Origin of the sequence: Citrobacter sp. Cpo091 (genome assembly GCF_030332645.1) — a bacterium.
GTDB classification, from domain to species: domain Bacteria; phylum Pseudomonadota; class Gammaproteobacteria; order Enterobacterales; family Enterobacteriaceae; genus Citrobacter; species Citrobacter portucalensis.
This window is the reverse complement of the sequence record NZ_JAOWHL010000028.1, coordinates 962,016-983,005: the sequence shown is the minus strand read 5'-3', so window position 1 is coordinate 983,005 and position 20,990 is coordinate 962,016. Positions and strand designations below refer to the sequence as shown.

Annotated in this window: 21 protein-coding genes; 19 read left to right on the top strand and 2 right to left on the bottom strand. The window is 55.2% G+C overall.

Translation table 11 applies throughout. The features are described from left to right. From paaC to paaY, 11 genes are all read left to right on the top strand, one after another. Complete coding sequence (gene paaC / locus OGY04_RS08225) at positions 1–756, top strand: 1,2-phenylacetyl-CoA epoxidase subunit PaaC (RefSeq protein ID WP_032943002.1); 756 nt, start codon at positions 1–3, stop codon at positions 754–756. 12 nt (positions 757–768) lie between these two features. Continuing rightward, the gene (paaD, locus tag OGY04_RS08220; RefSeq protein WP_032943004.1) at positions 769–1,266 is read left to right on the top strand and encodes a 1,2-phenylacetyl-CoA epoxidase subunit PaaD; all 498 of its coding nucleotides are present in this window, start codon (positions 769–771) and stop codon (positions 1,264–1,266) included. A gap of 7 nt (positions 1,267–1,273) precedes the next feature. Next, positions 1,274–2,344, top strand: a complete 1,071-nt coding sequence (paaE, locus tag OGY04_RS08215; RefSeq protein ID WP_008784414.1) for a 1,2-phenylacetyl-CoA epoxidase subunit PaaE — start codon at positions 1,274–1,276, stop codon at positions 2,342–2,344. Beyond that, entirely contained in the window at positions 2,341–3,108 is a 768-nt protein-coding gene (paaF, locus tag OGY04_RS08210) for a 2,3-dehydroadipyl-CoA hydratase PaaF (protein WP_048235629.1), read from the top strand. The genes paaE and paaF overlap by 4 nt, the downstream gene beginning before the upstream one ends. A 2-nt stretch (positions 3,109–3,110) precedes the next feature. Then, the gene (gene paaG, locus OGY04_RS08205; RefSeq protein ID WP_286585097.1) at positions 3,111–3,899 is read left to right on the top strand and encodes a 2-(1,2-epoxy-1,2-dihydrophenyl)acetyl-CoA isomerase PaaG; all 789 of its coding nucleotides are present in this window, start codon (positions 3,111–3,113) and stop codon (positions 3,897–3,899) included. 3 nt (positions 3,900–3,902) lie between these two features. Further along, a complete protein-coding gene (locus tag OGY04_RS08200; RefSeq protein ID WP_286585096.1) occupies positions 3,903–5,321 on the top strand; it encodes a 3-hydroxyacyl-CoA dehydrogenase in 1,419 nt (472 codons plus the stop codon). Further along, positions 5,314–5,736, top strand: coding sequence for a hydroxyphenylacetyl-CoA thioesterase PaaI (paaI, locus tag OGY04_RS08195; protein WP_003832239.1), 423 nt, complete (start codon positions 5,314–5,316; stop codon positions 5,734–5,736). The genes OGY04_RS08200 and paaI overlap by 8 nt, the downstream gene beginning before the upstream one ends. Then, on the top strand, positions 5,736–6,941 hold the full coding sequence (gene pcaF, locus OGY04_RS08190) for a 3-oxoadipyl-CoA thiolase (protein WP_048214430.1): 1,206 nt from the start codon (positions 5,736–5,738) through the stop codon (positions 6,939–6,941). Before paaI ends, pcaF begins: the two co-directional genes overlap by 1 nt. 28 nt (positions 6,942–6,969) lie before the next feature. Further along, positions 6,970–8,289, top strand: coding sequence for a phenylacetate--CoA ligase PaaK (gene paaK / locus OGY04_RS08185; protein WP_048214429.1), 1,320 nt, complete (start codon positions 6,970–6,972; stop codon positions 8,287–8,289). Between the two features lie 157 nt (positions 8,290–8,446). Beyond that, positions 8,447–9,373, top strand: coding sequence for a phenylacetic acid degradation operon negative regulatory protein PaaX (gene paaX, locus OGY04_RS08180; RefSeq protein ID WP_020996484.1), 927 nt, complete (start codon positions 8,447–8,449; stop codon positions 9,371–9,373). An 11-nt stretch (positions 9,374–9,384) separates the two neighbouring features. Further along, a complete protein-coding gene (paaY, locus tag OGY04_RS08175) occupies positions 9,385–9,981 on the top strand; it encodes a phenylacetic acid degradation protein PaaY (protein ID WP_279850534.1) in 597 nt (198 codons plus the stop codon). A gap of 22 nt (positions 9,982–10,003) precedes the next feature. Here the strand turns inward: paaY and fhuE are convergent, their stop codons facing one another. Then, positions 10,004–12,190, bottom strand: coding sequence for a ferric-rhodotorulic acid/ferric-coprogen receptor FhuE (gene fhuE, locus OGY04_RS08170; RefSeq protein WP_057066438.1), 2,187 nt, complete (start codon positions 12,188–12,190; stop codon positions 10,004–10,006). A gap of 349 nt (positions 12,191–12,539) precedes the next feature. Between fhuE and hinT the strand changes: the two genes are divergently transcribed. The 8 genes from hinT (at position 12,540) to OGY04_RS08130 (ending at position 18,585) form a co-directional block, all read left to right on the top strand. Further along, positions 12,540–12,899 (top strand): purine nucleoside phosphoramidase, encoded by a 360-nt coding sequence (gene hinT / locus OGY04_RS08165; RefSeq protein WP_003030826.1) that lies wholly within the window; start codon positions 12,540–12,542, stop codon positions 12,897–12,899. Positions 12,900–12,901: 2 nt separating this feature from the next. Beyond that, positions 12,902–13,276 (top strand): YcfL family putative periplasmic lipoprotein, encoded by a 375-nt coding sequence (locus tag OGY04_RS08160; protein WP_008784425.1) that lies wholly within the window; start codon positions 12,902–12,904, stop codon positions 13,274–13,276. A 13-nt stretch (positions 13,277–13,289) separates the two neighbouring features. Beyond that, the gene (gene lpoB / locus OGY04_RS08155; RefSeq protein ID WP_057066440.1) at positions 13,290–13,931 is read left to right on the top strand and encodes a penicillin-binding protein activator LpoB; all 642 of its coding nucleotides are present in this window, start codon (positions 13,290–13,292) and stop codon (positions 13,929–13,931) included. Next, the gene (thiK, locus tag OGY04_RS08150; protein WP_048235622.1) at positions 13,912–14,736 is read left to right on the top strand and encodes a thiamine kinase; all 825 of its coding nucleotides are present in this window, start codon (positions 13,912–13,914) and stop codon (positions 14,734–14,736) included. Before lpoB ends, thiK begins: the two co-directional genes overlap by 20 nt. A 10-nt stretch (positions 14,737–14,746) precedes the next feature. Then, on the top strand, positions 14,747–15,772 hold the full coding sequence (gene nagZ, locus OGY04_RS08145) for a beta-N-acetylhexosaminidase (RefSeq protein WP_032943019.1): 1,026 nt from the start codon (positions 14,747–14,749) through the stop codon (positions 15,770–15,772). A 21-nt stretch (positions 15,773–15,793) separates the two neighbouring features. Next, a complete protein-coding gene (gene ycfP / locus OGY04_RS08140; protein ID WP_003030817.1) occupies positions 15,794–16,336 on the top strand; it encodes an alpha/beta hydrolase YcfP in 543 nt (180 codons plus the stop codon). Between the two features lie 236 nt (positions 16,337–16,572). After that, entirely contained in the window at positions 16,573–17,877 is a 1,305-nt protein-coding gene (ndh, locus tag OGY04_RS08135) for an NADH-quinone dehydrogenase (protein WP_003832263.1), read from the top strand. A gap of 168 nt (positions 17,878–18,045) precedes the next feature. After that, positions 18,046–18,585: a glycine zipper 2TM domain-containing protein gene (locus OGY04_RS08130; protein ID WP_003030814.1), complete on the top strand. Its 540-nt coding sequence runs from the start codon at positions 18,046–18,048 to the stop codon at positions 18,583–18,585. 57 nt (positions 18,586–18,642) lie between these two features. Here the strand turns inward: OGY04_RS08130 and OGY04_RS08125 are convergent, their stop codons facing one another. Further along, positions 18,643–20,823, bottom strand: coding sequence for a TonB-dependent siderophore receptor (locus tag OGY04_RS08125; protein WP_008784431.1), 2,181 nt, complete (start codon positions 20,821–20,823; stop codon positions 18,643–18,645). Positions 20,824–20,990 lie beyond the last annotated feature (167 nt).

Sequence of the window (20,990 nt, the reverse complement as noted above, 5' to 3'; positions counted from 1 at the left end):
ATGAATAACCTGAATCCCGTTGCAACCTATGCCCTGCGTCTGGGCGATAACGGCCTGGTGCTGGCTCAGCGTCTGGGTGCCTGGTGCGGTCATGCGCCGGAGCTGGAGATTGATCTGGCGCTGGCTAATATCGGCCTCGACCTGCTGGGGCAGGCGCGCAATTTCCTCAGCTACGCCGCCGAACTGGCGGGTAGCGGCGACGAAGACACACTGGCTTTTGGTCGTGACGAGCGTCAGTTCCGCAATCTGTTGCTGGTGGAACAGCCTAACGGCAACTTTGCCGACACGATCGCTCGCCAGTTCTTTATCGACGTCTGGCATGTGGCGCTGTTCACTCGTTTGGTTAACAGCCGCGATAAGCAGATTGCCGCTATCGCTGCCAAAGGACTGAAAGAAGTGCGTTATCACCTGCGCTTCAGCCGCGGCTGGCTGGAACGACTGGGGAATGGTACTGATTACTCCGCGCAACTGATGCAGAAGGCGGTGGACAATCTGTGGCGTTACACCGGCGAATTGTTCCTTGCCGACGAACTGGAGCTCGCTCTGGCCAGGCAGGGTATTGCCGTCGATCCGCGCGAACTGCAAACCGAATGGCAAACGACGGTACACACTGCGCTGATTGATTCTGGTTTACAGGTTCCGCAAGAGGCGGCGTTTCGCAACGGCGGTAAGCAGGGGCTACACAGCGAACATCTCGGGCCGATGTTGGCCGAGATGCAGTACTTGCAGCGTGCGTATCCTGGGCAGCAGTGGTAGCAGGAGGTGGCTATGCAACGTCTTACCGCGATCGCACCGCCAGAGGTGCACACCGTTTGGGGGCTGTTAAGTGCGATTTCCGATCCGGAAGTGCCGGTGCTGACCATCACCGATCTCGGCATGGTACGCAGCGTTGAGCGCTGCGGCGACGGCTGGGTAATCGGCTTTACGCCGACGTACTCCGGCTGCCCGGCCACCGAGCATCTACTGGGTGAAATTCGCATGGTGATGGCGGAGCACGGCTATACGCCAGTACATATCGTCCTGCAGCTTGACCCACCGTGGACCACTGACTGGATGAGCCCGGACGCCCGCGAACGCCTGCGCCAGTATGGTATCAGCCCGCCGCAGGCCCATGCCTGTCATGCCGAAATGCCAACTGACGTACAGTGCCCGCGCTGCGCCAGCACCCATACCTCGCTGATTAGCGAATTCGGATCCACGGCCTGTAAAGCGTTGTATCGCTGCGACAGTTGCCGTGAACCCTTTGATTACTTTAAATGCATCTGAGGTTGCGATGACAACATTTCATTCGCTTACCGTGGCCAACGTCGAAGCGGAAACGCGCGATGCGGTGACCATCACTTTCACCATTCCCGACGCGCTGCGTAATGACTACGCCTTCCGACCGGGCCAGCATTTGACGCTGAAAGCTCACCTCGGTGGAGAAGAGCTGCGTCGGTGTTACTCCATTTGTCGCAGCCGCTCGCCGTCGGAAATTAGCGTCGCGGTTAAAGCTATCGACGGTGGGCGTTTCTCCCGCTATGCCCAGCAGGATATCCAGCAGGGTATGGCGCTGGAGGTGATGGTGCCGCAGGGGCACTTCGGCTACCAGCCGCAGGCCGAGCGCGAAGCCGAATATCTGGCGATTGCCGCCGGGTCCGGCATTACGCCGATGATGGCGATTATTGAAGCGACGCTGACGACCGAACCGGCCAGCCAGTTCACCCTGATCTACGGCAACCGCAGCAGCCACAGCATGATGTTCCGTCAGGCGCTGGCCGATCTGAAAGACCGCTATCCGCAGCGTTTACAGGTGGTGCACCTGTTCAGTCAGGAGTCGATGGACAGCGATCTGCTACAGGGTCGTATCGACGGCGACAAACTGCGTGCGCTGGGCAAAAACCTGCTCGATTTCAGCCGCTTTGACGACGCCTTTATCTGTGGCCCATCGGCAATGATGGATGAAGCCGAAGTGGCACTGCGCGAACTGGGCATAGCGGAAAAATCCATTCACCTTGAGCGTTTCAATACGCCGGGGACCAGCGTGAAACGCGCCACCGGCGTGCAGGCGGAAGGCCGCACGGTCACCCTTCGTCAGGATGGGCGCGATCGCCTGATTTCACTGAATGCGGAAGATGACAGCATTCTCGACGCCGCGCTGCGCCAGGGCGCTGACCTGCCGTTCGCCTGTAAAGGCGGCGTGTGCGCCACCTGCAAATGCAAGGTGGTCAGCGGCGAGGTGGCGATGGCCGCCAACTACAGCCTTGAAGCCGATGAACTGGCGGCGGGCTATGTGCTGAGCTGCCAGGCGCTGCCAACCAGCGGTGACGTAGTGGTCGACTTCGATGCGCGGGGGATGGCATGAGCGAACTGCTGATTTCCCGTCACGACCGTGTACTGCAACTGACCCTGAACCGTCCGCAGGCGCGTAACGCCCTGAACAATGCGCTGCTAACGCAGATTGCTGATGCGCTGGAAAGCGCGGCGGCGGACGCCAGCATCAGCGTTTGCGTGATTGGCGGCAACCCGCGCTATTTCGCCGCCGGGGCCGATCTTAATGAAATGGCGGAAAAAGATCTGCCCGCCACTTTCGACGATATTCGTCCTCGCCTGTGGGCACGTATTGATGCCTTCAACAAGCCGTTGATCGCGGTGGTTAACGGTTACGCGCTGGGAGCCGGGTGCGAGCTGGCTCTGCTGTGCGACTTGGTGATTGCCGGGGATAACGCCCGCTTTGGTCTGCCGGAGATTACTCTCGGCACCATGCCAGGGGCGGGCGGTACGCAGCGGCTTATCCGTTGTGTTGGCAAAGCGCTGGCCAGCCGAATGGTGCTGAGCGGTGAAAGCATTGATGCCGAACGAGCGCAACAGGCCGGGCTGGTGAGTGACATTCACCCGGCGAACCTCTCCGATGAATACGCGCTCAAGCTGGCGGCGACCATCGCCCGTCACTCACCGCTGGCGCTGCGGGCGGCAAAACAGTCTCTACGCGCTGCGCAAGAAGTGGGTCTCCAGGCCGGTCTGGTGCAGGAACGTCAGCTGTTTACGCTGCTGAGCGGCACCGAAGATCGTCGTGAAGGCGTCAGCGCCTTTTTAGAAAAACGCACACCGGAATTTAAAGGACGCTAATCGTGGACGCATTTATTCTCAGCGAAGTGGAGCAGGGCGTGATGACTATCACCCTGAACCGCCCGGACCGACTCAACAGCTTTAACGACGTGATGCACCAGCAGCTTGCCGATTGCCTGAAACAGGCCGAGCGCGACGACACCATTCGTTGCCTGCTGATCACCGGCGCCGGACGCGGATTTTGCGCCGGACAGGATCTGAACGACCGTAACGTTGACCCGAGCGGCCCCGCGCCGGATCTGGGCATGTCGGTGGAACGCTTCTACAACCCGCTGGTGCGCCGCTTAGCCGCGCTGCCGAAGCCGGTTATCTGCGCCGTCAACGGCGTTGCCGCTGGTGCTGGTGCCACGCTGGCAATGGGCTGCGACATCGTCCTCGCCGCGCGCTCGGCGAAGTTTGTCATGGCCTTCAGCAAGCTCGGTCTGGTGCCGGACTGCGGCGGAAGCTGGGTGCTGCCGCGCGTAGCCGGTCGCGCTCGTGCCGTGGGTTTGCTGATGCTTGGCGATAACCTCAGCGCCGAACAGGCCGCGCAGTGGGGCATGATCTGGCAAGTGGTCGACGATGCCGAGTTGAAAGATACCGCGTTGACCATGGCGCGCCATTTCGCGACGCAGCCGACCTATGGCCTGGGGCTGATTAAGAAAGCCTTGCAGCTTTCCGAAACCAACACGCTGGATCAGCAGCTTGAGCTTGAGCGCGACTACCAGCGCATGGCCGGTCGCAGCGACGACTATCGCGAAGGGGTCAGCGCCTTCCTCGCCAAACGTCCACCACAGTTCAGCGGGAAATAAGCCATGACGCAAACTCTTCACCGCGTTGCCGTGATCGGCGGCGGAACAATGGGTGCAGGCATTGCCGAGGTGGCTGCCAGCGCCGGACATTCGGTCCTGCTGTATGACATTTCCGCTGAGGCGATTACTCGCGCCATTGAGGGTATTCGCCAGCGACTTGACGTTCGTGTTGGTCGTGGAAAAATCAGTGCGGAACAGGCTAGTGAGCTGCTGGCACGGATCGCCCCCGCGACTGAACTGAATCAGCTTGCCGATGCACAACTGGTGATTGAAGCCGCTTCCGAGCGGCTGGAAATTAAAAAAGCGCTGTTTAGTCAGTTGGCGGAGATCTGTTTGCCGTCAACGCTGCTGACCAGTAATACCTCGTCGATCTCAATTACCGCAATTGCGGCGGGAGTGAAGCATCCGGAACGTGTGGCGGGGCTGCATTTCTTTAACCCGGCACCGGTGATGAAACTGGTGGAAGTGGTGAGCGGGCTTGCCACCTCAACCGAGGTAGTCGAGCAGCTTTGCCAGTGCGTGACTGCCTGGGGCAAGCAGCCGGTGCGCTGCCGCTCAACGCCGGGTTTTATCGTCAACCGTGTGGCGCGTCCGTACTACGCTGAAGCCTGGCGCGCGCTGGAAGAACAGGTTGCGTCAGCGGAAGTGATTGATGCGGCGCTGCGTGATGGCGGCGGCTTCCCGATGGGACCGCTGGCGCTGACCGACTTGATTGGTCAGGACGTCAACTTTGCCGTGACCTGTTCGGTGTTTAACGCCTTCTGGCAGGACCGCCGTTTTCTACCGTCTTTGCTGCAACAGGAGCTCGCTCTGGCGGGGCGTCTGGGAAAGAAGAGCGGCCACGGCGTCTATCGCTGGCCTGCTGAAGTATCGCCTGAACTGGCTATTGCAGCGGTAGCGCCTGAAAATGCAGCAAAAAATATCAAGAGTGACGTTGTCACTGAACTGGATGATGTGCTGCTCCTTGAAACTACCGGTGAAACCGCGCTGGCCTTAAGCGTGCGGCACCAGCGCCCGGTGGTGGTGTATGACCATGCTGCGGGCGACACCGTCGTGCTGGCAAGCGCACCAACCAACCCGGCTTCAGCCACCGACAAAGCGGTGTACTACTTCCAGCAGCAGGGCAAAAAAGTGCTGCGTATTGCCGACTACCCAGGGCTGCTGGTATGGCGCACGGTAGCGATGCTGGTGAACGAAGCGCTGGATACGCTGCAAAAAGGAGTCGCCAGCGCCGAGGATATCGATGCCGCCATGCGCTTGGGGGTCAACTACCCGCACGGGCCGCTGGCCTGGGGCGAATCGCTAGGCTGGGGACGTGTGCTTCGTCTGCTGGAAAATCTACAACAGCACTACGGCGAAGAACGCTATCGCCCGAGTGCGCTGCTGCGCCAGAAAGCGCTGATGGAGATGTGTCATGAGTAACGAAGCCTGGCGCAACGCCCGCGCCATGTATGTGAAAGACACCTGCGCGCAGGCGCTGGGGATTGAAATTATTGAGATGGACGACGGTTATTCGCAGATGACTATGACCGTGTCGCCGTCGCAGCTGAATGGCCATCAGACCTGTCACGGCGGGCAACTGTTTTCACTGGCGGATACTGCCTTTGCTTACGCCTGCAACAGTCAGGGACTGGCGGCAGTAGCCTCAGCGGCCAGTATCGACTTTCTGCGTCCGGCCTTTGCAGGTGACAAACTGACCGCCACCGCGCGGGTCAAGCAGCAAGGCAAACTCACTGGCGTTTACGACATTGAAATTGTCAATCAGCAACACAAAACCGTGGCTCTGTTTCGCGGCAAATCCCACCGCATCGGTGGCACGATTACAGGAGAAGTCTAATGCGTGACGCATTTATTTGTGACGGTATTCGTACCCCGATTGGTCGCTACGGCGGGGCGCTGGCAGGCGTGCGTGCCGACGATCTGGCGGCCATCCCGTTGCGTGAATTACTCAACCGCAACCCACGCCTGGATCCCAGTGCTATTGACGATGTGATCTTCGGTTGCGCCAACCAGGCGGGCGAGGATAACCGCAACGTGGCGCATATGGCGACCCTGCTGGCGGGTTATCCGCACAGCGTTGCCGGCACGACCATCAACCGTCTGTGCGGCTCCGGGCTTGATGCGATCGGCTTCGCTGCTCGCACGATCAAAGCCGGTGATGCCGACCTGCTGATCGCTGGTGGTGTTGAGTCAATGTCACGCGCGCCGTTTGTAATGGGCAAAGCCACCGCGCCGTTTCAGCGTCAGGCCGAGATGTTTGATACCACCATTGGCTGGCGTTTTGTGAACCCGCTCATGCAGCAACAATTCGGAACTGACAGCATGCCGGAAACGGCGGAGAATGTAGCTGAATTGTTAAATATAAGCCGAGAGGACCAGGACGCCTTTGCGTATCGCAGCCAGCAGCGCACGGCGAAAGCCCAGCGTGACGGCATTCTGGCGCAGGAAATTGTGCCGGTACAAATCATTGGCAAGAAAGGGGCAGTTAGCGCAGTACGTGAAGATGAACATCCGCGTGCAGAAACCACGCTGGAGCAACTCGCACAACTGAAAACACCGTTTCGTAAGAACGGCGTGGTCACCGCAGGCAATGCCTCTGGGGTGAACGACGGCGCGGCAGCAATGATCGTAGCCAGCGAGCAACACATAAAGGCCCAGGGACTAACGCCGCGTGCACGCATTGTCGCGATGGCGACGGCGGGCGTGGAGCCGAAGTTTATGGGGCTTGGGCCAGTTCCTGCGGTACGAAAAGTGCTGGAGCGCGCCGGGCTGAATATCAACGATATGGATGTGATTGAGCTGAATGAAGCCTTTGCCGCCCAGGCGTTGGGTGTGATGAGACAGCTTGGACTGGCAGATGACGCAGAACACGTGAATCCCAATGGGGGGGCTATCGCTTTAGGTCACCCGCTGGGGATGAGCGGTGTGCGGTTAGCGCTGGCTGCAACGCTGGAGCTGGAACGACGCAATGGACGTTATGCGCTGTGTACGATGTGTATTGGCGTGGGTCAGGGCATTGCCATGATCCTTGAGCGAGTGTGAGCTAATTGACCTGCGAGTGCCCTACAAAATGACAACGACAACAACAAAATTAGATCCGATTGAAACCGCATCGCGTGACGAATTACAGGCTTTGCAAACCAAGCGCCTGAAATGGACGTTAAAACACGCCTATGAAAATGTCCCGATGTACCGCCGTAAGTTCGACGCGGCGGGGGTTCACCCGGATGATTTCCGTGAGCTGAGCGATCTGAGCAAGTTTCCCTGCACCACCAAGCAGGACCTGCGTGACAACTATCCCTTCGACACCTTCGCGGTACCGATGGAGCAGGTGGTGCGTATCCATGCATCATCCGGCACCACGGGTAAACCGACGGTGGTGGGCTATACGCAAAATGATATCGATACCTGGGCTAACATCGTCGCCCGCTCGCTGCGTGCCGCAGGCGGTACCGCGAAAGATAAAATCCACGTCGCTTATGGCTATGGCCTTTTCACCGGCGGACTGGGCGCGCACTACGGCGCGGAACGCCTGGGGGCAACGGTCATCCCGATGTCCGGCGGTCAAACCGAGAAACAGGCGCAGCTGATTCGCGATTTCAAACCTGACATGATTATGGTCACGCCATCCTACTGTCTGAACCTGATTGAAGAGCTGGAGCGCCAGATGGGCGGTGACGCACGGGGTTGTTCGCTGCGTACCGGTGTCTTTGGCGCAGAGCCGTGGACAACGGGGATGCGCGCGGAGATCGAACGTCGCCTGGGTATTACGGCGCTGGATATTTATGGCCTCTCGGAAGTGATGGGGCCGGGCGTGGCGATGGAGTGCATCGAAACGGGTGATGGTCCGACAATATGGGAGGATCATTTCTTCCCGGAAGTGGTCAATCCGGATGACGGTACGCCACTGGCCGACGGCGAGCACGGCGAACTGCTGTTCACCACGCTGACGAAAGAAGCGCTACCGGTCATTCGTTATCGTACCCGCGACCTGACGCGCCTGCTGCCGGGTACCGCGCGCACGATGCGTCGTATGGATCGCATTAGCGGGCGCAGCGACGATATGCTGATTATTCGCGGCGTCAACGTCTTCCCATCGCAGGTGGAAGAAGAGATCCTCAAGATTGAACATCTGGCTCCGCATTACCAGTTGGAAGTGGATCGCCGAGGGCATCTTGATTCGCTTTCGGTACGCGTGGAGCTTAAAGAGAGTAGCCTGGTGCTAAGCCATGAGCAGCGCTGCCAGATTTGCCATCATTTGCGTCATCGTATTAAGTCGATGGTCGGTATTTCAACGGACGTAAGCATTGTTAACTGCGGCAGCATTCCGCGCTCAGAAGGAAAGGCGTGCCGGGTGTTCGACCTGCGCAAAGTTGCCGCCAACGGTTAAGACTCGTAGGCCTGATAAGCGCAGCGCCACCAGGCGAGAGCGCACAAGTTGCCGGATGGCGGCGTTGCCTTATCCGGCCTACAAATTCCTGCCATATCGCGGAAATTATCCTGTGCTATGATTCAAAAAGGACAAAAAAGACAACAGTATGAATCATATGGAAAAACTCGATAGTTTTATTCAGCAGGCGGTAACCGCAATGCCGGTCAGCGGCACCTCTCTTATCGCCTCGCTTTACGGGGACTGTTTATCGCAACGCGGTGGAGAAGTCTGGCTCGGTAGCGTTGCCGCGCTGCTGGAAGGGCTTGGCTTCGGTGAACGTTTTGTACGTACCGCGCTGTTTCGCCTTAATAAAGAAGAATGGCTGGACGTAGTACGTATCGGCCGCCGCAGTTTCTACCGCCTGAGTGATAAAGGGCTACGCTTGACGCGCCGCGCCGAGAGCAAAATCTACCGTGCCAGCGCCCCTGAGTGGGACGGTACCTGGCTGCTGCTGCTGTCGGAGGGGCTGGAGAAAAATACCCTGGCCGAAGTTAAAAAGCAGCTGTTATGGCAAGGTTTTGGCGTACTGGCGCCGAGTCTGCTGGCGTCGCCATCGCAAAAGCTGGCGGACGTACAGTCGCTGCTTCATGAAGCTGGGGTAGCGGAAAACGTCATCGTTTTTGAGGCGCATTCGCCGTTGGCACTCTCCCGCGCTGCGCTGCGTGAGCGGGTAGAAGGGTGCTGGCACTTAACCGAACAAAATGCCATGTACGAGGCGTTTATCACGCTGTTCCGTCCGTTGTTACCGCTACTGCGTGACGCCGGGCCGGACGAACTTACGCCAGAGCGCTGCTTCCAGATCCGCCTGTTGCTCATTCACTTCTATCGTCGGGTTGTGCTCAAAGATCCGCTGTTGCCGGAAGAATTGTTGCCTGCTCACTGGCTGGGTCAGACGGCGCGTCAGCTGTGCATTAATATTTATCAACGTGTTGCGCCCGGCGCCCAGGTTTTCGTCAGCGAAAAAGGCGAGAGCTCGGTGGGGGAACTGCCCGCGCCGGGTCCGCTCTATTATCAACGCTTCGGCGGATTAGCCGAGGTGTAACAGGAGAAGCCATGCCGATTTACCAGATTGACGGGATGATCCCGGTAGTTCCTGCAGAAAGCTATGTTCACCCAACCGCAGTGCTGATTGGCGATGTCATTCTCGGCAAAGGTGTTTATGTTGGTCCCAACGCCAGCCTGCGCGGAGATTTTGGGCGTATCGTGGTTAAAGATGGGGCGAATATCCAGGATAACTGCGTGATGCACGGATTTCCCGGCCAGGATACGGTGGTGGAAGAGGACGGACATATCGGCCACGGCGCGATTCTGCACGGCTGTGTGATTGGGCGTAACGCGCTGATCGGCATGAGCGCGGTGATTATCGATGGCGCGATCATCGGTGAAAACAGTATCGTTGGTGCTTCGGCGTTTGTGAAAGCGCGCGCTGAGATGCCCGCCAACCATCTGATTGTCGGCAGCCCGGCGAAAGCGATTCGCATGTTAACTGAGCAGGAACTGGTGTGGAAAAAACAGGGCACTCGCGAGTATCAGGTGCTGGTGGGGCGCTGTCAGCAGACGCTTGCAGAAGTGGAGCCGCTGACTGCGGTAGAACCCGACAGAAAGCGGCTGGAGTTTGATGAGAATTTGCAACCTAAGTCAGCGAGTTAGCGATTCTACGCAATACCCGGTGTCAGAACTGATAGCTGGCGGTAACGCTGACGTTGCGCGGCTCACCATAAACGATAGAACCGTCGATATTCGTGTCGTAGGTTTTATCGAACAGGTTATTAAGGTTACCCTGCACTGAGAAGTTTTTTGTTACCTGGTAGCGGGTGAACAAATCTACCAGGGCGTAGCTTCCCTGTTCCGCGCGGAATGTGCCATAAGGCGTGACCGTATCGCTGTAAACACGATTCTGCCAGTTAACTCCACCGCCGACGGTCAGTTCCGGCATGGCTGGCAGGCGATAACGGGTAAACAGTTTGACCGTGGTCCGCGGCAGATTCGGGTTTACTGCATTGCCTTCGTTGTCTTCAGCAACATAGCGTGTCGCACCAAACGTCATCTGCCAGTTATCGGTGATCGCACCGTTAATTTCGAATTCGACCCCTTTGCTGACCGTACCATCCATCGCTTTAAAGGCCGTGTCGCCATTGCTACCGGCGATTGGCACGCCGGTTGATTGCGCTACGTTATCCTGTTCAATGCGGAACACCGCGAGCGTGGTGGTTAAACGGCTGTTCATCCAGTCGGACTTCAGGCCAAGCTCATAGTTGTTGCCGGTGATCGGAGAGAGATATTTACCGGAACTGTCGCGCTTGTTCTGCGGCTGGAAGATTGAGGTATAGCTGGCGTAGGTAGACCAGTTATCGTCAATGTCATAGACCAGACCCGCATACGGCGTGGTGTGGTTTTGCTCCATGCTGTAGGTCAGGGTGTCGATACGCCAGTTGGTGTAACGTGCGCCAACAATCAAATGCAGTGGGTCGGCCAGCGAAATACGCGTTGCGGCGTACAGCGATTTCATGTGCGTGGTATCGTCCTGAGCTAATGACTGCGGGTTCCAGTTGGTTTCCGGGAAGTTACCATCGTAGGTATAGAAGCTGCCGATTTCGTTGGGGAAAACGTTCGCCCACGAGCTTTCATAACGGTTATTCTGTTTACTGTAGCTGCCGCCCAGCATCAGATTATGCTGACGACCAAACAGATCGTAACCGCCGTCGGCAAATAGATCGACAGCATCCACTTTACGTTTGCCGCTGTTCCAGCCGGTTCCTCCGACGTAGTCATATCCTGGACCATAGTTACCATATGGGCCAATCAGCGTGCCGTCGGCCTTATTAACATAGGCATCGACGTACATCATTTTACTGTCGAACTTGACCTCGGAGTGGGTGGCGTTCATGGTCGCCTGCCAGGTATCGGCAAAACGTTGTTTGATGGTGACAAACACTTTGTTGAAGTCTTTATCGTTGTAAGCCCAGTCCGGTGCAGTGCTGCGCGAACGGTCGTAGCTGTTTTTACTGCCATCGGTATTCCAGCGCGGCAATCCACCCCAGGTTGGGCTGTTGATATCAATGCGCTGATATTCATAGCCCGCAGACAGGCTGGTGGTGTCACCCAAATCGGCATCGACAATCCCGGAGAAGAACATTTTTTCGCTATTGTAGCGATCAAGCCAGGAGTCGTTATTCTGGTAACCCGCCACGATGCGACCGCGCACGTTGCCGTCTGCTGTAAGCGGGCTTTGCAGATCGGTCACATAGCGTTGTTTGTTCCAACTGCCATATTCCGCTGAAACATTACCGGTGAACTCGCGGCTGGTGGCATGCTTACGGATCATGTTAATGGAGGCTGAAGGGTTACCCGTCCCGGTCATTAGCCCGTTTGCGCCACGGACCACTTCGACACGCTCAAAAAGGGCGGTGTCAGAAAGGGCGTCACCGAGATTCCAGCGGGATTCAAAATAGGTCGGGATCCCATCGACCATATAGTTATCAATCTGAAATCCGCGCGAGTAATAGCTGCTGCGATCTGAATCCGCCTGGCTTTTGCTTATCCCCAACGTGTTATCCATCACATCGCCCAGCGTTTGCAACTGCTGATCTTCCATGCGCTGCTGGCTGACAATGCTGACTGATTGCGGGATATCGCGCTGTGTCATCTGCATTTTTGTTCCAGCGGTCGTCGATTTAACGCTGTAATCCTGCTCCTCACTGGATGCGGCTGGAGCAGAACCCTCCACGATCACTGTCTCTTCAGCAGGGGCTGCGAGGCTGGTGGAAGGTAAAAGCGCTAGCGTGATGCATGCTGCCAGCAAAGAAGGGGCAAGGCCCGGTTGGCGTTGAACATTCCCGTTGAGTGTTGTGAAAGACATCGAAAAGTCCTTGATAATTATTAATATTAAGTTCAAATCACCGGTAGTTGTGATGAACCCTTTGGTTGTAAATTATTAAATGCGCATGTAAATACAAATGCGAAATATACGCATTAGCACTCAATGTGTAAACAGATGCTACGGCATAAATGAAATATTGTTTCAGTACTATGCTTGAGCAATAGCGCAGGGAAATGGTTATAAGAGCAGCACTGACTGGGGTTTTCGCTTAAAAAATCGAGGGTTAAAGTTGAAAGAGCGTGAGTAACTCGCTCATACTCTATACTCGCAGAGTTACCCGGCGTAGCATGGCAAAACGCTTGGGCTGATAATGAAAAAGGAAAACGTCGTGGCAGAAGAAACTATATTCAGCAAAATTATTCGTCGTGAGATTCCGTCGGATATCGTATACCAGGACGAACTGGTCACTGCGTTTCGTGATATTTCCCCTCAGGCACCAACGCATATCCTGATCATTCCTAACATTCTGATCCCAACTGTCAATGATGTGACGGCGGAACATGAACAGGCATTGGGCCGCATGATCACCGTTGCGGCGAAAATTGCTGAGCAGGAAGGCATTGCTGCAGATGGGTACCGCTTAATCATGAACACCAACCGCCACGGGGGGCAGGAGGTGTATCACATTCATATGCACCTGCTGGGTGGACGTGCGCTTGGCCCAATGCTTGCGCATAAAGGTCTGTAAGCATGACCAGAGGATGCATTGCGCTTTCACTGGGCTTGTTGTTGCTGGCGGGTTGTCGAACACATCCTGAAATCCCGGTAAGTGATGAACAGTCGCTGGTGATGGAATCAACAATTCTGGCGGCGGGTATTACAGCAGAGCAGCCCACGTTAACAACGTCTGATATTCAGGCTTCGGCATCCTCTCGACTCTATAACGAAAGACAAGAACCCGTTACCGTTCATTATCGGTTTTACTGGTATGACGCCAGAGGGCTGGAAATGCACCCTCTGGAAGCGCCACGCAGTGTGACTATTCCGGCTCATTCGTCGGTGACGCTGTACGGCAGCGCCAATTTTCTGGGGGCGCACAAGGTTAGACTTTATCTTTATTTGTAAGGGGTGAATCTTGATGAACAAAATGAATCGCTACGCATTGATTGCCGCGCTGGCGATGTTTCTCTCAGGCTGTGTGGTGCAACGTGAGCCCGCGCCGGTAGAGGAAGTGAAGCCGGTACCGGAACAGCCTGCGCAGCCGCAACAGCCGGTGCCGGTTGTGCCAACGGTGCCAAGCATACCGCAGCAGCCGGGTCCAATTGAGCACGAGGACCAAACAGCGCAGCCTACGCCACGTCAACGTCACTATGACTGGAACGGGGCTATGCAGCCGATGGTCGGCAAAATGCTGCAGGCAGACGGCGTCAAAGCGGGCGGCGTTCTGCTGGTTGATAGCGTGAATAACCGCACCAACGGCTCGTTGAACGCGGGTGAAGCCACCGAAACCTTACGTAACGCGCTGGCGAATAACGGTAAGTTTACGCTGATTTCTGCCCAACAGCTGGCTGTCGCCAAACAGCAGTTAGGTCTGTCGCCGAATGACAGTCTGGGAACGCGCAGTAAAGCGATTGGTATCGCCCGTAACGTTGGCGCGCAGTATGTGCTTTATTCCAGCGCATCCGGCAACGTCAATTCGCCTGCGCTGCAAATGCAATTAATGCTGGTACAAACTGGCGAGATAATCTGGTCAGGTAAAGGTGCCGTTCAGCAACAATAACAGACTCACGCGCGGCGAAGTGTTGTCGCGCTATTTCCCGCAGTATCATCCCGTCGCAACCAGCCAAACCGGCCTGAGCGGCGGGAGCTGCATCATTGAACACCGTTCCCACCGACTGGTACTGCGCTGCCATCACGACCCTGACGCGCCGGAATCTCATTTCTTACGCCAATATCATGCGCTAAAACACCTGCCAGAAAGCCTTGCGCCACGTCCTCACTTTTATACGCGTGGGTGGATGGCAGTCGAGTTTTTTCACGGTAAGGTAGAATCCAGATTACCGGACGCCGACGAACTCGCAGGCTTACTGTATCATCTGCACCAGCAACCCCGATTGGGCTGGCGAATCAACCTGCTTCCGCTACTTGAACAGTACTGGCAGTGTGGCGATCCGGCGCGTCGTACACCATGCTGGCTGCGCGCGCTGAAGCGGCTAAGGAAACGAGGTGAGCCTCGACCTTTGCGCCTGGGGCCGCTGCATATGGATGTTCACGGTGACAACATCGTACGTACGGCATCAGGGCTGCGGCTGATTGACTGGGAATACGCCGGAGACGGTGATATTGCCCTGGAGCTGGCGGCAGTATGGGTTAGCGATGAATCCCAGCACCAACAGTTGGTTAGCACCTACGCCCAACGAGCGCACATTGAGCCAGACGTTTTGTGGCGACAGGTCAGACAATGGCAACCCTGGATAATGATGCTGAAGGCGGGGTGGTTTGAGTATCGCTGGCGGCAAACCGGCGATCGACAATTTATCAGGCTGGCCGATGAAACCTGGCGGCAGCTAACAATGAAAGGATAAGGAGAGCAGTGTGGGCCCAGTAATGTTGGATGTCGAAGGGTATGAGCTGGACGCTGAAGAGCGTGAGATTCTGGCACATCCGCTGGTAGGTGGGTTGATCCTCTTTACCCGAAATTATCATGACCCGGAACAGCTGCGTGAATTAGTGCGTCAGATCCGGGCTGCGTCACGTAACCATCTGGTGGTGGCGGTAGATCAGGAAGGCGGACGCGTACAGCGTTTTCGTGAGGGCTTTACCCGCCTGCCTGCAGCTCAATCCTTTGCTGCGTTGCACGGTCTGGAAGAGGGCGGCAAACTGGCTCAGGACGCTGGGTGGTTGATGGCCAGCGAAATGATCGCGATGGACATTGATATCAGCTTTGCACCCGTGCTGGATGTGGGCCATATCAGCGCGGCAATCGGCGAGCGTTCTTACCATGCCGATCCGCTAAAAGCGCTGGCGATGGCGACCCGCTTCATTGACGGGATGCATGCTGCTGGCATGAAAACGACTGGTAAACATTTCCCAGGACATGGGGCGGTGACGGCGGATTCACACAAAGAAACCCCAACCGATCCACGCCCAGAAGCCGAGATTCGTGCGAAAGATATGTCCGTGTTCCAGACGTTGATTACGGAAAACAAACTGGATGCCATTATGCCTGCGCATGTCATCTACAGTGATGTCGATCCGCGTCCGGCGAGTGGTTCACCTCACTGGTTGAAAACGGTGCTACGCCAGGAGCTTGGCTTCGATGGTGTCATTTTCTCCGACGATTTGTCGATGGAAGGGGCGGCGATTATGGGAAGCTATGCGGAGCGTGGACAGGCCTCGCTGGATGCAGGTTGCGATATGATCCTGGTCTGCAATAATCGTAAGGGAGCGGTCAGTGTGTTAGATAATCTGTCGCCGATCAATGCAGAACGTGTTACACGTTTGTATCATAAAGGTTCATTTTCACGTCAGGAACTGATGGACTCGGCACGCTGGAAGACGGTAAGCGCTCAGCTTAACCAACTTCATGAGCGCTGGCAGGAAGAGAAAGCAGGTCATTAACGCAAGTTTGGCGAGGATGCGATGATTATCTATTTACACGGTTTTGACTCTAACAGCCCGGGCAACCATGAGAAGGTGTTGCAGCTGCAATTCATCGACCCGGATGTCAGGCTGATTAGCTACAGTACGCGGCATCCTAAACATGATATGCAGCATCTGCTGAAAGAAGTGGACAAAATGCTGCAGCTGAATGTGGATGACCGTCCGCTGATTTGTGGTGTGGGGCTCGGGGGATATTGGGCTGAACGGATTGGTTTCCTGTGTGATATTCGTCAGGTAGTGTTTAATCCCAACCTGTTCCCGTATGAGAACATGGAAGGCAAAATCGACAGACCTGAGGAGTATGCAGACATCGCAACAAAATGCGTGACCAATTTCCGTGAGAAGAATCGCGATCGCTGCCTGGTGATCCTGTCACGTCATGATGAAGCGCTTAACAGTCAGCGTTCGTCGGAAGAGCTGCATCATTTTTACGAGATAGTCTGGGACGAAGAGCAGACGCATAAGTTTAAGAATATCTCTCCGCATTTGCAGCGCATCAAAGCGTTCAAGACGTTAGGTTAATTCTTATTGAGTGTGTAAAAAACCAGCCATCGGGCTGGTTTTTTTGTTCTTAAAGTTCCGGTTGTCTATCTTTTCAGCATCAAAACTTGATACATATCAATTTTGGTATGACCAATGCACCGTTCGTGTTATTCTCACTCTCGAAGAACATTTTCATTGCCGTAACTTGTTGTTAATTAAAGGCTATGCTCATAACTTTTAATTAACAATTGGTTAATAAATTTGAGGGGGTCACGTTGACTACACCATTGAAAAGGATCGTGATTGTCGGCGGCGGTGCTGGCGGACTGGAAATGGCGACGCAGCTGGGTAAAAAACTCGGGCGTAAGAAAAAGGCCAAAATCACACTGGTAGACAGAAACCACAGTCACTTGTGGAAACCGTTACTGCATGAAGTGGCGACGGGTTCACTGGACGAAGGTGTGGATGCGCTGAGTTATTTGGCTCATGCCCGTAACCATGGCTTCCAGTTCCAGTTAGGCTCGGTGGTGGATATCGATCGTGAAGCGAAGACCATTACTCTCGCTGAGCTGCGCGATGAGAAGGGTGAGCTACTGGTTCCTGAGCGTAAAGTGCCGTATGACACGCTGGTGATGGCGTTGGGCAGTACGTCTAACGATTTCAACACCCCTGGCGTGAAAGAAAACTGCATTTTCCTCGATAACCCGCATCAGGCGCGTCGTTTCCACCAGGAGATGCTGAATCTGTTCCTGAAGTATTCCGCGAATCTGGGCGCTAACGGAAAAGTGAATATCGCCATTGTGGGCGGCGGTGCGACGGGTGTTGAACTCTCCGCTGAGCTGCACAATGCGGTAAAACAACTGCACAGCTATGGTTACAAAGGGCTGACCAATGACGCGCTGAACGTTACGCTGGTCGAAGCCGGTGAGCGTATTCTGCCTGCGTTGCCGCCGCGTATTTCCGGTGCTGCGCATAATGAGTTAACCAAACTGGGCGTACGCGTACTGACCCAGACGATGGTAACCAGCGCTGATGAAGGCGGACTGCACACCAAAGATGGCGAATACATTAAAGCCGATCTGATGGTGTGGGCGGCGGGTATCAAAGCGCCAGACTTTATGAAAGACATTGGCGGTCTGGAAACGAACCGTATTAACCAACTGGTGGTTGAGCCAACTCTGCAGAGCACGCGCGATCCTGACGTGTACGCGATTGGCGATTGCGCTTCCTGCGCTCGCCCGGAAGGCGGTTTTGTGCCTCCGCGCGCTCAGGCAGCACACCAGATGGCGACCTGCGCGATGAACAATATTCTGGCACAGATGAACGGTAAGCCGCTGAAAGCGTATCAGTACAAAGATCACGGCTCTCTGGTCTCGCTCTCTAACTTCTCTACCGTGGGTAGCCTGATGGGCAACCTGACCCGTGGTTCGATGATGGTGGAAGGACGTATTGCGCGCTTTGTGTACATCTCACTGTACCGCATGCACCAGATTGCTTTGCACGGCTACTTCAAAACCGGGCTGATGATGCTGGTCGGCAGTATCAACCGGGTGATTCGCCCGCGTCTGAAACTGCATTAATATCGACCTGTGGCGTCGGATGATTTTACGCATCCGACGCCTTCCTTCAGAGTTGTCTGAATCATTCCGCTTTCGCTCCACCTCCCGCTATTTTCATCCGTAATCTGATTGGCATTCCTTACCTTCTGTTGCAAAGTTGTTGCTAATAGCAAAAAAGGAGGTAGTCCCGTGAATAAATCAATGTTGGCGGGTATAGGGATTGGCGTAGCTGCTGCGCTGGGTGTTGCAGCGGTGGCCAGTCTGAACGTTTTCGAGCGTGGCCCACAGTATGCGCAAGTTGTCTCTGCAACACCGATTAAAGAGTCGGTAAAAACACCGCGTCAGGAGTGCCGGAACGTAACGGTCACCCACCGCAAGCCGGTACAAGATGAAAACCGTATCGCGGGTTCCGTACTGGGCGCGGTTGCGGGTGGTGTTATTGGGCATCAGTTTGGCGGTGGACGTGGTAAAGATATTGCTACCGTGGCCGGTGCTTTAGGCGGCGGCTATGCAGGTAACCAGATTCAGGGTTCGATGCAGGAAAACGATACTTACACCACCACGCAGCAGCGTTGTAAAACGGTGTATGACAAATCTGAAAAGATGCTGGGCTACGACGTGACGTACAAAATTGGCGATCAGCAGGGGAAAATCCGTATGGATAAGGACCCCGGCGCGCAAATTCCGTTGGATAACAACGGACAGTTGGTACTGAATAACAAAGCGTAAAATAGCATTATCCTGAACATTAGCCCCCCATTCGCTCAGGCTGGGGGGCTTTTTTTATCAGAAGGTTAAGGCGTAGTTCAGACCAAAAGTACGACCCCGGCCCTTGTATTCATACAGTGACGGGCTGCCGTAGGTTGGGCTATACAGCAGTGGCGCACGTTGTCCCCACAGTGTGGTGTACTCTTCATTCAGCAGGTTTTCCACGCTGAAGGTCAGCTTACCCAACGGGAGCTGATAGCTGCCGATAAAGTCCATCGTGTTATAGCCATCCAGCTTGTTACCGCTGGCGTCGGTCAGATCAAATGTTTGCTGGCTCTGTACGCGCAAGGTCCACGGTTCTGGTGCCCAGCCGACCCACGCGGTTGCTTTGGACGGTGAGGCCAGCGTGACATCCCATTTTTGCCATTTACCGTTCTGTTTCACTTCCGATTTAATGACGTTGAAGTTGCCACCCAGGCTCCAGTCCGTGTCCGCAATGAAATAATCCACCGCACCTTCAACGCCATAAATGCGGCGATCGTCGGGCTGAACGTTAATGGTCATATCGCTGCGGTTGATAACGATCGATTTATCTGAAGTCGAGTAGTAAGCGGCCAGTTGCGTGCGCAGACTATCGCCGGTGTAGCGCCACCCCAGTTCGTACGAGTTAACTTTAATCCCTTCCAGACGTGAATCCGCCACGTTGACGCTGCGCTGGAGCTGGTAATGATCGCCAACCAGCGAATAGGTACCATTACCGTAATATTTCCCTGGGTCCGGAAGCTCCACGCCCTGAGAAAAGTTAAACCACGTTTGCTGACGGTCGGTCAGGTGGGCAAGGATACCGGCGTTGAACAGGAAATTATCGTAATCGGTTTTGCCGCCCGGAATAGTATCGGCAGAGTTCGCAAGCCCGGTCGCGATTCCCTGCTGTTGAGCATAGCCAACGAAATCATCAACCCTGTTTTCGGTCCACTGATAGCGCACGCCGGCGCTGAGGGTAAAGATATCGTTAATGTCATAGCTGTTTTGCAGGAAAGGCGCGAAGTTGGTGATGCTGTAACCGGGGTAACGTCCGGTGGTATAAGCGGTACGGTTGTCCATGCCGCCGGAGGGCAGGGACCAGGCCAGATCGAAGAATTTCTGATTAGAGTCGAAGGTTTCGTGATCGGCATCGACACCCCACGTCAGCTCCCAGTTATCCATCAACTGGCTGTTGAGGGTAATTTTGGCACCAAACTGGTCTGTGTCCTGCTGTGATGCGGAGAAACTGGTGACTTTGCCTTTGCTGAGCGTAGGGAAGGGGTAGAATTTCAGCGATTCGTCACGGTAATAGATTTGGCTGACCAGGTTCTGGCCAAAAAAATCCGCATCTGAATATTGTAGACTAATAAGATGACGTTCGGTGCCGGGAATACGATCGGAATTCAGTCCGCTGCTGGTATATGCTTTGCCGTTTCCGGTCACGGCGGACATGTTCTCGCCGAGATCCAGCCCGTAATCGTCATCCCCCTGACTTTTATAGTACTGCGTAACCAGTTGCAACTGACGGTTGTCGTCAAGTTCAATCGTCCCGGTGCCCATGACGTCCAGGCGATCGGAGTGCTGTAGCCCGGTTTGGGTGTTATCGAGCAGCAGGGCATCGTGATTACCGTCATACCAGCCGCCAAATCGTTGATACGCGACGGACATACGCCCGGAAGCGCGATCGGTTCCGCCACTCACCGCCGCGGCAACGCGTTCATCATGATCGTTGCTATTGTTGAAGCCGCTTTTGCTCCCCAGTTCGAGTTCTACTTCACGCTCCGGCTGACCTTTTTTGGTGACAATGTTGATTAATCCGCCGGTACTGCCACCGCCATAAAGAGAGGTTGCGCCTGAAATGACTTCAATATGCGCAATGTTAAATGGGTCAATGGAGTCAAGCTGACGGCTGTCGGTTCGCGAGGAGTTCAGACGGACGCCGTCAATTAGCACGACAATGGCGCGACCGCGCATGTTCATGCCGTAGTTTGTGCGTCCCTGGCTACTAACATCGATTCCTGGGATTAGCTGAGCAAGAACATCCTTGAACTCTTTTCCTCCCTGAACCTGTTGTTCAATCTCGCTTCCTTCAATAACCCAGGTTGTTTGCGCCATTTCTGCTACTGTGCGCTGGCTACGGTTGGCGCTGACGATGAGGTTCTCTTCCTCAGCCGCAACAGCGGGTAAAGTTAAAGATAACAGAAGAGGATTGAGCACCCAGAGACGCTTATGCATTTGTATTCCTTTTAAAAAAAGTCGGTCTGTTTTTGTTATAGCGGTAGAGAAACCGATGGTTACATTGTGAAACAGGCATTAAAACAAATGCGAATATTGCTGATAATAATTGTCGTTATCAATACTTTTTACAAAAAATGATCGGGTAACACGATGAAAACAATGAG

Coding starts and splice junctions, on each gene's coding strand:
- paaC (WP_032943002.1), top strand. CDS start 1: ATGAATAACCTGAATCCCGTTGCAACCTATGCCCTGCGTCTGGGCGAT.
- paaD (WP_032943004.1), top strand. CDS start 769: ATGCAACGTCTTACCGCGATCGCACCGCCAGAGGTGCACACCGTTTGG.
- paaE (WP_008784414.1), top strand. CDS start 1,274: ATGACAACATTTCATTCGCTTACCGTGGCCAACGTCGAAGCGGAAACG.
- paaF (WP_048235629.1), top strand. CDS start 2,341: ATGAGCGAACTGCTGATTTCCCGTCACGACCGTGTACTGCAACTGACC.
- OGY04_RS08200 (WP_286585096.1), top strand. CDS start 3,903: ATGACGCAAACTCTTCACCGCGTTGCCGTGATCGGCGGCGGAACAATG.
- paaI (WP_003832239.1), top strand. CDS start 5,314: ATGAGTAACGAAGCCTGGCGCAACGCCCGCGCCATGTATGTGAAAGAC.
- pcaF (WP_048214430.1), top strand. CDS start 5,736: ATGCGTGACGCATTTATTTGTGACGGTATTCGTACCCCGATTGGTCGC.
- paaK (WP_048214429.1), top strand. CDS start 6,970: ATGACAACGACAACAACAAAATTAGATCCGATTGAAACCGCATCGCGT.
- paaX (WP_020996484.1), top strand. CDS start 8,447: ATGGAAAAACTCGATAGTTTTATTCAGCAGGCGGTAACCGCAATGCCG.
- paaY (WP_279850534.1), top strand. CDS start 9,385: ATGCCGATTTACCAGATTGACGGGATGATCCCGGTAGTTCCTGCAGAA.
- fhuE (WP_057066438.1), bottom strand. CDS start 12,190: ATGTCTTTCACAACACTCAACGGGAATGTTCAACGCCAACCGGGCCTT.
- OGY04_RS08160 (WP_008784425.1), top strand. CDS start 12,902: ATGACCAGAGGATGCATTGCGCTTTCACTGGGCTTGTTGTTGCTGGCG.
- lpoB (WP_057066440.1), top strand. CDS start 13,290: ATGAACAAAATGAATCGCTACGCATTGATTGCCGCGCTGGCGATGTTT.
- ycfP (WP_003030817.1), top strand. CDS start 15,794: ATGATTATCTATTTACACGGTTTTGACTCTAACAGCCCGGGCAACCAT.
- OGY04_RS08125 (WP_008784431.1), bottom strand. CDS start 20,823: ATGCATAAGCGTCTCTGGGTGCTCAATCCTCTTCTGTTATCTTTAACT.